Origin of the sequence: Aliibacillus thermotolerans, from assembly GCF_027853235.1 — a bacterium.
Classification (GTDB): Bacteria; Bacillota; Bacilli; order Bacillales; family Marinococcaceae; genus Aliibacillus; species Aliibacillus thermotolerans.
On record NZ_WKJG01000053.1, the window covers coordinates 1 to 12,295 of the forward strand.

General features: G+C 38.9%; 13 protein-coding genes and 2 pseudogenes. 6 read left to right on the forward strand and 9 right to left on the reverse strand.

Features of this window, described 5'->3' with window-relative positions; all coding sequences use genetic code 11:
- The 5 genes and pseudogenes from GJS40_RS09450 to GJS40_RS09465 form a co-directional block, all read right to left on the reverse strand.
- Positions 1-278, reverse strand: a 278-nt coding sequence (locus tag GJS40_RS09450) for a transposase (protein WP_270897645.1), incomplete at its 3' end; no start/stop codon positions are given.
- 154 nt (positions 279-432) lie between these two features.
- On the reverse strand, positions 433-651 hold the full coding sequence (locus GJS40_RS14485) for a helix-turn-helix domain-containing protein (RefSeq protein WP_456298386.1): 219 nt from the start codon (positions 649-651) through the stop codon (positions 433-435).
- Positions 631-1,098 (reverse strand): annotated as a pseudogene (locus GJS40_RS14600) (sigma 54-interacting transcriptional regulator); the annotation flags it as partial. The gene GJS40_RS14485 and the pseudogene GJS40_RS14600, both read right to left, overlap by 21 nt.
- 21 nt (positions 1,099-1,119) lie before the next feature.
- Positions 1,120-1,878, reverse strand: a complete 759-nt coding sequence (locus tag GJS40_RS09460; RefSeq protein WP_270897635.1) for a M15 family metallopeptidase — start codon at positions 1,876-1,878, stop codon at positions 1,120-1,122.
- A gap of 15 nt (positions 1,879-1,893) precedes the next feature.
- On the reverse strand, positions 1,894-2,739 hold the full coding sequence (locus GJS40_RS09465; RefSeq protein WP_270897636.1) for an MBL fold metallo-hydrolase: 846 nt from the start codon (positions 2,737-2,739) through the stop codon (positions 1,894-1,896).
- A 115-nt stretch (positions 2,740-2,854) separates the two neighbouring features.
- Here GJS40_RS09465 and GJS40_RS09470 point away from each other — a divergent pair, with 115 nt between their 5' ends.
- The 6 genes from GJS40_RS09470 (at position 2,855) to ahpF (ending at position 10,775) form a co-directional block, all read left to right on the forward strand.
- Positions 2,855-3,562, forward strand: a complete 708-nt coding sequence (locus GJS40_RS09470; RefSeq protein WP_270897637.1) for a thermonuclease family protein — start codon at positions 2,855-2,857, stop codon at positions 3,560-3,562.
- Positions 3,511-4,563 carry an amidase gene (locus GJS40_RS09475; RefSeq protein ID WP_270897638.1) on the forward strand — a complete coding sequence of 351 codons (1,053 nt, stop codon included), beginning with the start codon at positions 3,511-3,513 and terminating at the stop codon, positions 4,561-4,563. The genes GJS40_RS09470 and GJS40_RS09475 overlap by 52 nt, the downstream gene beginning before the upstream one ends.
- Positions 4,564-5,710: 1,147 nt before the next feature.
- Positions 5,711-6,703 (forward strand): acyltransferase family protein, encoded by a 993-nt coding sequence (locus GJS40_RS09480; protein ID WP_270897647.1) that lies wholly within the window; start codon positions 5,711-5,713, stop codon positions 6,701-6,703.
- A 163-nt stretch (positions 6,704-6,866) separates the two neighbouring features.
- Positions 6,867-8,354, forward strand: a complete 1,488-nt coding sequence (gene putP, locus GJS40_RS09485; protein WP_270897639.1) for a sodium/proline symporter PutP — start codon at positions 6,867-6,869, stop codon at positions 8,352-8,354.
- Between the two features lie 314 nt (positions 8,355-8,668).
- Positions 8,669-9,232 carry an alkyl hydroperoxide reductase subunit C gene (gene ahpC, locus GJS40_RS09490; RefSeq protein WP_270897640.1) on the forward strand — a complete coding sequence of 188 codons (564 nt, stop codon included), beginning with the start codon at positions 8,669-8,671 and terminating at the stop codon, positions 9,230-9,232.
- Positions 9,233-9,248: 16 nt separating this feature from the next.
- The gene (ahpF, locus tag GJS40_RS09495; protein WP_270897641.1) at positions 9,249-10,775 is read left to right on the forward strand and encodes an alkyl hydroperoxide reductase subunit F; all 1,527 of its coding nucleotides are present in this window, start codon (positions 9,249-9,251) and stop codon (positions 10,773-10,775) included.
- On the opposite strand, the gene GJS40_RS09500 is transcribed toward ahpF, so the two are convergent.
- The 4 genes and pseudogenes from GJS40_RS09500 to GJS40_RS09515 form a co-directional block, all read right to left on the reverse strand.
- Positions 10,772-11,008 (reverse strand): hypothetical protein, encoded by a 237-nt coding sequence (locus tag GJS40_RS09500; RefSeq protein WP_270897642.1) that lies wholly within the window; start codon positions 11,006-11,008, stop codon positions 10,772-10,774. The two genes, ahpF and GJS40_RS09500, sit on opposite strands and share 4 nt — an antisense overlap.
- 291 nt (positions 11,009-11,299) lie before the next feature.
- Positions 11,300-11,461 carry a hypothetical protein gene (locus GJS40_RS09505; RefSeq protein ID WP_270897643.1) on the reverse strand — a complete coding sequence of 54 codons (162 nt, stop codon included), beginning with the start codon at positions 11,459-11,461 and terminating at the stop codon, positions 11,300-11,302.
- Positions 11,462-11,670: 209 nt separating this feature from the next.
- A pseudogene (locus GJS40_RS09510) lies at positions 11,671-12,060 on the reverse strand (penicillin-binding transpeptidase domain-containing protein); the annotation flags it as partial.
- Positions 12,061-12,109: 49 nt separating this feature from the next.
- Positions 12,110-12,295: ATP-binding protein (locus tag GJS40_RS09515; protein WP_270897644.1), on the reverse strand; the 186-nt coding region annotated here is incomplete at its 5' end.

A 12,295-nucleotide genomic window follows, 5' to 3' on the forward strand; every position in this document is an offset into this window, starting at 1 on the left:
AAAACAGGATCATTCGTCAATTGATCGGCCGCATCATCCTCAGCATAACCAGCGATGAGTTGATAAATCTTTTGACGAAAGAGATTTTCATTCGAATGAAGATAGTATTTTCTCTCGTCATTCAAATACAGGTGTTGAACAAGAGTCTCAGAGAATCCGATTTTTTCATCAAACTCTCGAAAAACGAATTCACCTGTATCAGAAGAAAGAGAGCCTCCATCAGTTGATAATTTAATTCGACGATTGAAATCTAGTGTTAGTTGCGGTAAAGTAGCTATTATAAGAATCCTTTCTGTGGTTATTTCGTAGTTGCTTTAACCATATCAGAAATGGATTCTTTTTTCATTTATTTGATGCATGGACCATTTAGCTCAATACCTTGATAGATAAGCATTATTTGGGCATTAAAGGTTTTTTATGAATAATTTAGGATTAAATATTCTTCTTTATATTTAATTTCTTCATTTTTTTAACAAGAGCAGATTGACTAATTCCTAAAGAAGCTGCTGCCTTTCTCGTTGTACCATATTTATCGATTCTCTCAGAAATGACCTTCGTTTCAAGTTCTCTTACAAGGTCTTTTAATTTATTTTGAACGATTGTTTCTGTTTTGTCTCGTTTCTCATCATCTTGCATCGTTTTTTCTATCATACTTCTAGGTAAATCGTGTATATCTATTTCATCGTGATCAGTCGTTACCGCCACTCGTTCAATCACATTCTCCATTTCTCTAATATTTCCAGGCCATTCATATTGCTGCATAAAAGAGATGACTTCCGGTAGAAATCGTTTATTTAAATCATATTTTTCATTGATTTTGTTTAAAAAATAATACGCTAAAGGCGCAATATCAGCGGTTCTTTCCCGCAAAGGAGGGATATGAATAGGAATAATATTCAGGCGATAATAAAGGTCTTCTCGAAACGTTCCTTCTTCGACCATTCTCTCCAAATTTTTATTGGTCGCTGCGATTACTCTTACGTCAATTTTTTTTGCCATGGCGCTCCCTATTCTCATTACTTCAAACTCTTGCAACACTCTTAATAATTTCACCTGCAATTCAAGGGGAATTTCGCCAATTTCATCAAGAAAAATGGTCCCTCCATTTACCGTTTATTTTCAATCTTTTGGAATTGCACCATAATATTCTTCTAGCGTTTTCTCTGTTTCATATAAATGAGTGGCTAATTCTTCTCCAACATAACGGAGATGCCACGGTTCATATTGGTAACCGGTAATGTCCGTTTTGTCTTCTGGATACCGAATGATAAAGCCATGATGGTGGGCGTGATCTTTTAACCATTCCCCTTCTGCTGTCTTACCAAATTCAATCGTTAATTCATAATTGTTGGAAGGAGAACTCACATCCATCGCAAGTCCTGTCTGATGTTCACTTTCTCCCGGTCTTGCACTATATTGATTCGCTGCTTCTTCTCCATCTTTTGATACGTTTGCGGCAAAAATCGTCTCTTGTCGCGTATAAGAGCGATAACCGGAAACAGCAAACAAGGTTAATCCTTCTTCATTTGCTTCTCGAAACAATGCCTCCAATGCTTCCGCAGCAGGTTTTCGTAACTGTTTTTTTGGGACATCTTCTTCATATGGAAAAGCAACATCCGGAACGACTAAATCTTCTGGCTCGTAATCTGCCGGGAGACGGTATTCTCGGTTCACGAGAACTTCAATGTCGCTTGGATTTTTTAAGACACCATCTTCATCTGCTTCTAGGTGAGCTGTTTGTTCTTCTTCTGAAACCTCATCTTTCACAGGAGGTTTTTCTTCTTGAAAGACTGGTTCAATTTCTTCCTTCTCCACATTGCATGCAGTTACTAATAGAATCAATACAGTCATTACCCATGACAACCAATGTCTTTTCATAGATGATGTTCCTTTCTACTGATGCGGTCTTTCATTTGCTTCTTTTTGGATTTGCTCCACGTTTTTCTCATGCATTTTCATTAAAAACGTTGGAAATTGGAAACTGTCCACAAACGCTTCTAAAACACTATATTCATCGCTTAAAACGTCATTTAAATCGTTTCTTAACGTTTCAATGTACCAACGGGAGTCATCAATCCGGTCTGTCATTTCTTTTCTCTCCGTTGTAACCGTTCCGTGACCCGGTACGAGTAGGTGAATTTCCTTTTCTTCTATGACACTTTCAAATTTATTTAACGTCTTTTCATACGCTTCACTGTGGTAATAAATAAACGGAAACTCAATATCACTTAAATAATCTCCCACAATCAAAGCACCGAGCTCATTTACTGTCACAAAAGCACCGTCGGCAGTATGTCCGGGTGCCAAATAAAAAGAAAAGCTCGTCTCTCCGACGTGAATCGTTTGCCCGTCAAAATCAATAATAATTTCAATTTTAGGATACTCAATCACATACGGACGTTCGATGTAATAATAATCATCAAATTCTTGAATTTCTTTCACTGTTTCTTCTCGATGCTCTTTGGAACGAGAGACAAAGCCACGAGAGGCGATGGTGACTGCTTCCGGAAAAGCATGGTATGCTAATATATGGTCAAAATCCGAGTGGGTAAAAAACAAATATTTTTTCTGTCCCTTATCCACTTCTTTCACAAACGACTGAATGGCTTCCACTTCCTCCGGCAACCATGCTGGATCCACGATGAAAATAACATCATCCGTATGAACAACCGTAGACGTCGTTTGGTGTAAAGAACTTTGAAATACCGTTATGTGTTGATCTGTGTATTGAATCGCCATGAATTTCACCCTTTCTACACCGAGCAAAGCCTTTCATTACGTATATGTATCATACCATTTTTTTGTATGTTTATCTTATATCATCGCTGATTTTCGTATTCTAGGAGTGTACATGATGAAAAGACAAAAGAATCACATTCTAAGCGTGATCATCTCATTGATTTTCTTTGTATTGCTTGCCGGTTGTACCTCTTCTGCCTTCGAACCGGGAGAAGTGCTTCCTTTACAAGTGACAGAAGTGATAGATGGAGATACTTTAAAAGGAATAGTGAATGGACAAGAAGAAACGATTCGCCTCCTATTAATTGACACACCAGAGACCGTACATCCTTCCAAACCTGAAGAGCCATTTGGTAAGGAAGCAAGTGAATTTGTAAAAAATGAGATTGATAAAGCAGATGAGATATACATAGAAATTGATACGACGATTCGCGACAAATATGATCGCTTTCTTGCTTATGTATGGGTAGAAGAAAAAATGCTGAATGAATTATTAATTGCGGAAGGACTCGCTCGAGTGGCATACGTGTATGAACCAAATACCCGCTACGTTGATATGCTCCGTCGAGTAGAAAAAGAAGCAAAACGACGAAAAGTTGGCATATGGGAACAAGATGGCTACGTAACATCCAATGGATTTCATCCCGAAGTTTATCAAGAGATAAGTTGTGACGAACCGACGATTAAAGGAAATCGAAGCTCTAGGGGAGATTGGATTTACCATACGCCGTCATCTCCTCATTACGAACAAACAATTGCTGAAGAAATGTTTTGTACGGAACAAGAAGCACAAAATGCAGGATATCGTCCAATCCGTCCATAACCAATCATACTTCAAGCAGTACCAGTGGCTCTAAAGTAGATAAAGATTTCGTCCCGAAAAAGCATGCTGCCCTTGTAGAAACATTAGGACAAGAAGGGGCTATTATGATCGGGAAAACGAATATGCATGAATTTGCTTTTGGAATTACAAATAATAATCCATTTTATGGTCCCGCTCGCAACCCGTGGAATCCAGACTTGATTCCAGGAGGTTCAAGTGGAGGTTCAGCGGTATCTGTATTAGCAAATAGCAGTGCGGCTTCATTAGGAACAGATACAGGTGGTTCCGTACGTATCCCTGCTTCTTGCTGCGGTTTAGTCGGGCTCAAACCGACAAAAGGATTGCTCAGTGCGGAAGGCGTCACACCAATTTCGTGGAATTTAGACCAAACAGGCCCAATTACTCGCAATGTAGACGATTTAATCATCATGATGAACGTATTACTACGACAACCAGCAAAAGAAAACAAGTATCCTCTTCAAGATTTGAAAGGCATTCGCGTAGGTGTACCAACCAATTACTTCACAGAACGAATAGAAGAGGAAGTTCTTCGTGCTTATCATAACACATTGCAACAATTAGAAGCGCTCGGTGCTGTATTAGTAGAGGTAGAAGTACCTCATACTGATAAATCGTTAGGATTAACATTCACGTTAGCTACGAGTGAAGCGGGATATACTCATAAAGAAAGAATGGCGACTCATTCATTAGACGCATATGGAGAGGACGTTCGCCACGTACTAGAATCCAGTACCGGCATCCATGCGGTAGACTACATAGAAGCGGTTCAGTGGCAAAAAGACATTTCGAACGCATTCGACCAAGTAATGGAAAACATTGATGTCTTTGTGGCACCAACCTTACCAGCCCTTCCAAAACAAATCGGCGAAGAAACTGTCACTATTGATAACAAAGAAGAACCTATTTTTAACTTTACAGCCAAGAAGTCTCTCACTTCTAAACGTGAAGGTGCTTTTAGCACCAGTGAAAGTGGGAGATGAATTGGCTTCGGACAAGGACAGGCTTTGCCTGTTCAATTGTCCGACATTGTGATAAAATCAACCTATGACGTTCTTTGATAACTGGATATATAGGGTTGCATGGAGAAAGAAAATGCGAAAACCAAGCTGTTCCTTCCATGCGTAAAATATCCAAGGTACGAAAAGAACTCCGAAACGTCGGACATCTAGGGCAGGGACTGCCCGAAGTAACGCTCAAGGAGACGAAAGAGTGCTTTCGTCGAGGAGTTGAGAAGCTCCCACTTCAAGCGTTAGCTAAGTGGCGAGTAGTTCACCTTAACGGGACACCCTGCCGTATCGCTTCCAGTCGGACTTTCAAACAATAATCTGCCAATCGGTGTTCAGTTTGTCGGGAAAAAATTACACGAATCATTCTTGATGGACATGGCGAAAGTATATGAAGAAAATTATCTCCATGATTTCTACGAAAAAAGAAAGCAAGTGAATCCGTCCTAACCTATTAGAAAGGAGCTAACCAATCATCTAACAAGCTGATTGGATGGCTCCTTTTCCATTCTGTCACTTACCCTTCCCTCATTGTCCCTACGATAGTTTCACAAGAAGCACCCGAAAAAACAGGTTCCATGAATCTGTCATACGACACTTTTATTACGTCTCATTCGAAAAATAGATCCATGACTGAGTACATTGACTAACTTCACCCTATTTTTTACCATTTATAGCTTTCATGCGACCCCTTTTCCTCTTTGATGTAACAAAAACGGTCTCATGAGCGATGTAAACGCTCGAAATCATCCATTAAATTCCAATTGATGTGTCATAGGACGACTCCGGAAGTAATATCCGAAAAAAGAGGTCATATGAAATGGTCATGGGACCCTTTTTTCCCTACGTCAAGAGAAAATCAGTCTCATTACCTGTTTGTTTCAATAAAAACATAGAGACAACTCAAATGTACAATTCTCCCAATCTACTGCGACTGGGCAATCATTCAGCTCCTAAGTGTTCGGCTCCTAAGTGTTCGGCGTCTTTTTTCCACCCCTATTAGAATCTTATCACACTCTTTGTACCCATTATTTTACACAATTTCATTCTTGGCTAATTTCTTTTTTATTGCCTACACTTATATAGAGAAATGTAACATGAAGTAGGTGATTGTGTGAGTCTGATGCCAAACGTTTCAAAACAAGAAAGAGACTATTTTTTCGATAATGCGAAATTTATACTGATTGTGCTTGTTGTTATTAGTCATGCCATTACCCCGCTCATTGGAACGAGTGATTTGAATCGAACGTTATATCTTTTACTTTTTTCTTTTCATATGCCCCTGTTTTTATTTATCTCCGGTTACTTTGCGAAAAAAGCAGTGGCAAAACGTGAGTTGATGAAACCTATTCAAAAATTACTCATTCCTTATTTAGTCATGCAAATTATTTATTCCTTTTTTTATTACGATGTGTACGGATGGGAATTAGAGTTTTCCTTATTTCATCCTCACTGGTCCTTGTGGTTTTTGCTTACACTATTTACTTATTATTATCTTATTCATCTATTCAAATTCAGTCCGTATTTCATAATTATCGCCATCGCCATCGGGATATTATCAGGATATATCGAGGTTGGATCGTGTTTTAGTTTATCAAGAACGCTCGTTTTCTTTCCTTTCTTTTTAGCAGGTTATTATGTAAAACGCGAACACTTCCAGTTTCTTTATCATAAAGGGATGAAGTTCACCGCCGTTCTATTTCTTGTTATCACCACTTTGGTTACATATTTTTTTGCTTTTAATATTCCGTACGAACTATTATATGGAAATACGTCTTACACTGCATTAGGATTAAATGGGTGGAGTGCAGGAATATGGCGGATTGGCGCTTATGTCATGTCCATCGCAATGTCCATTGCATTTTTAACCCTTATTCCAAAAGATAAAACAACTTTTTCTCATTTTGCGAAAAACACATTGTACGTCTATCTGTTACACGGATTTATTTTCCGTTATTTGAGAGAAACGAACTTTTATGAAGGAATAGATACCGTGTTTGAGACATTTTTACTTATTCTCGGCTCCATCATCTTTGCGTTTATTCTTTCATCTAATACGGTGAAGAAAGTAGCCAGACCTGTGCTTGAACCTGTCGCTTTCTTAAAGAGAAAATAACAAATTTATCTTCACACAAGAGAAATATTTTCGTCGTGTTTGACGTTTCACTTTTGTTATGGTGCGATGCCACAACCAATTCATTGGAATACCCAAACATCACTGGAAACTGTGAAAATAATATGTTATACACAACAAGGACACACATATAGGGGGAAAGAAAATGGATGCGGTATTCCAACTGATAGCTATTGTCATTTATTTAATTGGTATGATCGGGATTGGATTTTATGGGTATCAGAAAACAACCAATCTTGATGATTACATGCTCGGGGGACGGAAACTAAATGCAGTCACTTCCGCCCTTAGTGCCGGTGCTTCAGATATGTCTCAATGGTTATTAATGGGGCTTCCGGGAGCCATTTATGTTGCGGGATTAGTGGAAGCATGGATTGCAATCGGGCTACTGATTGGCGCATGGCTCAACTGGATCTTTGTGGCACCAAGGCTTCGGGCATATACGGCAGTGGCGAATAACTCCATTACCATCCCGAGTTTTCTAGACAACCGTTTTAAAAACAATTCCAAAATATTAAGGATTGTCTCAGGTATTATTATTTTAGTTTATTTTACATTTTATGTATCTTCCGGGATGGTAGCGGGAGGTATATTCTTTCAAAGTTCTTTCGGTTTTAGCTACCACACCGGTCTCATTATCGTCGCGTTAGTTACGATTACGTATACGTTCATTGGTGGTTTTCTTGCCGTAAGTTTTACAGACGTTGTACAAGGTACGATGATGTTTTTAGCACTTATTCTCGTTCCGATCATCGGAGTATTTGCAACTGGCGGGATCGAGGAAACAATCAGTATCATTGGAGAAGCAGACGCAACATTACTTAGTTTCTTTGCCTCAGCCACCACAGCAGGGATTATTTCTTCTCTAGCATGGGGACTCGGTTACTTCGGTCAACCTCATATCATTATTCGTTTTATGGCCATTAACTCAGTCAAAGAAACAAAACAAGCAAGAAGAATTGGCATTGGCTGGATGTTCCTTTCTTTAACCGGTGCGGCGTCCACTGCTTTAGTTGGAGTTGCTTATTTCACTCAAAATCCGGACCTTACTTTAACAGACCCAGAAGCAGTCTTTATTGCGTTAGGTCAAATTTTCTTCCATCCTCTGATTGCAGGATTTATGCTTGCTGCGGTACTGGCAGCCATTATGAGTACCGTCTCATCCCAGCTACTCGTGACATCATCTGCATTAGTAGAAGATATTTATAAAGCGGTTTTTCGAACGGATGCGACCCAAAAACAACTGGTGAATGTCAGTCGGGGTGCCGTTTTGGCAGTCTCTCTGATCGCGATGGTTTTTGCATGGCAACAAAATGATACCATTCTCGGTCTAGTCTCCTTCGCTTGGGCAGGATTTGGGGCAGCGTTCGGTCCGGTTATTTTATTAGCGCTATATTGGAAAAAATTCACTGGTGCTGGAGCGCTATGGGGGATGATTGTTGGAGCGGTCACTGTGTTTGTATGGGGGAGTACGGAGCTTTCTAATTATCTGTATGAAATCGTTCCCGGATTCCTTCTTTGCTTGCTCGTAGGCGTCATCGCAAGTAAAATCACATATCACCCCAATGAAGAAATCGACCGTGAATTTCATGAGCAGCTTGTAATAATAAATAAGGAAACAAAACGATCATGAAGCAATAAAGGTTCCTTTCCTCACATTGGAGAGGAACCATTTTTTTCAGGAATAATGAACGACTTACGGGGACATATTACACTTGTACGGAGCTGATCACATTTTATTATCAGTTACCAACCACATTTCTCAATAATAAAATTATGTCATAATATTCTGAATTATAGAACTTTATATTTCTCCTTAAAAAATGTGATATACCTCTTGACAATATAACGATTTTCGTATGATAATAATTATGTAATTAGAATTATTATTGAATGTGAATGAATTTCACTTTCAATAATTAAAATATTTATAGGAGGAATTACACAATGTCAGTAATTGGAACTAAAGTAAAACCTTTCACAGCGCAAGCTTTCAAAAATGGTGAATTTGTAGAGGTAACAGACAAAGACTTTAAAGGGCAATGGACAATCCTTTGCTTCTATCCAGCAGACTTCACTTTCGTATGTCCAACAGAACTTGAAGATCTTCAAGAACAATATGCGACATTAAAAGAAATGGGTGCAGAAGTGTACTCTTGCTCTACAGATACTCACTTTACTCATAAAGCATGGCATGAAACTTCTCCGGCAATCGGAAAAGTTACTTACACAATGATCGGAGACCCTTCTTTAACACTTGCTACAAACTTTGAAGTATTGCGTGAAGGACAAGGTCTTGCGGATCGTGGAACATTCATTATTGATCCAGACGGCGAAATCCAAGTAGCTGAAATTCATGCAGAAGGTATCGGCCGTGACGCAAGTGCCCTTATTGATAAGCTCAAAGCAGCACAATATGTATACAACAATCCGGGCGAAGTTTGCCCAGCTAAATGGAAAGAAGGAGAAGAAACACTGAAGCCAAGCATTGACCTTGTAGGTAAAATCTAAGGAGTGTGTAAACTGAATGCTTGATAAAGAGATAAAAGCACAATTAAACCAATACTTGGAGCTACTCGAGAATGATATTGTTCTTAAAGTGAGTGTGGGTTCGGACGACGTATCAAACAATATGCTAGAACTCGTGAATGAAATAGCTTCTATGTCGTCCAAAATCACAGTGGAGGAAACCAAATTAGAGCGCACTCCTAGCTTTAGTGTCAATCGCGTAGGGGAAGACACCGGCATTGTGTTTGCCGGTCTTCCTCTAGGCGAGGAATTTACTTCCCTTATTTTAGCGTTACTGCAAGTAAGTGGAAGAGCACCAAAAGTAGATCAAAGTGTTATTGATCAAATCAAAAGTATTGACGAAGAATATCATTTTGAAACGTTTGTCAGCTTAAGCTGTCATAACTGTCCAGAAGTAGTTCAGGCACTGAACATCATGAGCGTCTTGAACCCTAATATTACTCACACAATGATTGATGGTGCTACGAACAAAGAAGAAGCAGAAGAAAGAAACGTAAGAGCTGTACCAGCTGTCTTCTTAAATGGTAAGTTTTGGAATGGCGGTCGTATTTCTATCCAAGAAATTCTTGCGAAATTAGGAGAAGGCACAAGCGTAGAAGAATTCGAGGAGAAAGACCCATTTGATGTCCTTGTCATTGGCGGTGGACCTGCTGGTGCAAGTGCAGCCATTTATGCAGCACGAAAAGGAATCCGCACTGGTATTGTAGCAGAACGTTTTGGTGGTCAAATACTTGACACATTAAGCATTGAAAACTTCATTAGTGTCAAAGAAACCCAAGGACCAAAACTTGCACAAGCGCTAGAAGAGCACGTAAAAGAATATGATATTGATGTGATGGATTTACAACGTGCCAAACGTTTGGAAAAGAAAGATCTCATAGAAGTGGAGCTTGAAAACGGAGCAGTTTTAAAAAGTAAATCTGTCATTATTTCTACTGGTGCTCGCTGGCGGAATGTGAACGTTCCTGGTGAAGAGGAATTTAAAAACAAAGGAGTCGCCTATTGTCCTCACTGTGATGGTCCATTATATGAAGGAAAAGACGTTGCAGTCATTGGTGGCGGTAACTCTGGTGTTGAAGCTGCGATTGACCTTGCAGGCATCGCAAAACACGTGACTGTTCTTGAGTTTGCATCTGAATTAAAAGCTGATCAAGTGCTACAAGAGCGTTTGTATAGCTTACCAAATGTAACGGTCCTTACGAATGCTGCTACTAAAGAAATTACAGGAACAGACAATGTGAACGGTCTTACTTATACAGATCGTGAAACAGGCGAAGAGCACCATATTGAATTAGAAGGTGTCTTTGTCCAAATTGGTCTCGTTCCAAATACAGAGTGGTTAGAAGGAACGCTCGAACGAAACAAATTCGGTGAAATCATTGTAGATAAACAGGGTGCTACATCCATCCCTGGTGTGTTTGCTGCAGGAGACTGTACAGACAGCGCGTACAACCAGATTGTTATCTCGATGGGATCAGGAGCAACAGCAGCACTCGGAGCGTTCGATTATCTCATTCGTAATTAAAAAACAAGAGCCTGATTGCTGAAACGATATATAGTAAAAACGCTACTTTTCACCTGCCAAAGTAGCGTTTTTTTTATTTTTAATTTCAAGATTGAAACCTCTTCCCTACGCTCAAAAGGAATTGATTCGCCATTCACCAGTACCTCAATCGCGTTGTATTCTGAATCTGCTGTTAAATAATATACATGTTGTTGCTGTGCAGCATCTTTTTGTGATTGATGCACATCAAACATGATCGTTACGGCATCCCCCTTATTACTACTTCCTCTTTTATGTTGCCACTGGATTGAAAAATAATATAAGAGCCTTTTTCATCATCAAAGATCAAATGTAGATGTAAATCAGAATCAATTTTTTTCTTACACCACATTAGGTACATTTTCAATTTCAATAAAATTCCACGTGGATGAATGACAAGCAGATGACACCAAGATCATTAAAAATAACGGCATAAATATTCCCTTCCATCTTTTCACTCTCTACACAACACTTTCATATGAATGGAGTTTCATTTTGGAGAATGATCATTTATTCTTAAATTCTTCATTTTCTTTTTCTAATTTGACAATGCGAGTCTCTAATTCTTGAATTTTTTTCTGATTAGGAGCCACCCGGTTTTTTATGAATACAATCAGGGCAAAGAACAACACAATATAAAACATGATTCCCATCACAATGATTTCCATCATCGTTCCTCCCTGTCTATGAGGATTTATGAGCACGTTGTTTGCTATTGACTATTACTCCATTTTTAATTATTTTCGACAAATATAGTGGCGTTTCCTCTTTCAAGATACCGTTATAGGAAAAAATGAACCCCTTCATTTGTAATTTTCACAAAATGAAAAGGTATAAAAGAGAATCTTCTTTTAGATAATGAAGTTTGGACAATCCCTCACATAGAACGCTTTTTATTCTTAGGTATAATACGCAATTTTTTTAAGCTTTTTAGCGTTATATCTTTCGCGACAGAACCGCTGCTGTCTACATTTGTAGAAAATACCCAAATGTCTTTCTTCGTCTCCACAAACCCGACATACCAGCCAAGCCCCATATCAGATAATCTAGTACCTGTTTTACCATGAATCGTATAAGAATCTTGTTCATCATCGATCATCATTCTCTTGACTGTTTTCATCGTCTGTTTATGAAACGGTAATTTTTCTCTCACAAGACGTTCCATGAATGCCATTTGTTCCTGGGCAGATATTCGCAAGCTGCTGTCAAGCCAAAATGTATCAATTCCACCCGAAATATCGCGATTACCATAATTTATTCGATTCAAATGTTTTTGCATCTGTAACCGTCAAGTAAAAAGATACAGTTTTCGATAATTAATTTGAAGCAGTTTTTGCTCCAAAGATAGAAGTTCTATGTTTCATGCGATAACTGCCTCCATTTAAATGGATAATTTCCGCTCTGTGCATAATCCTATCTAATATAGCGGTAGTAATTGCTGGATCGCCTAATAACTCACCCCATTCTTTAGGAGCCTTGTTAGAAGTAAGTATAATACTTGA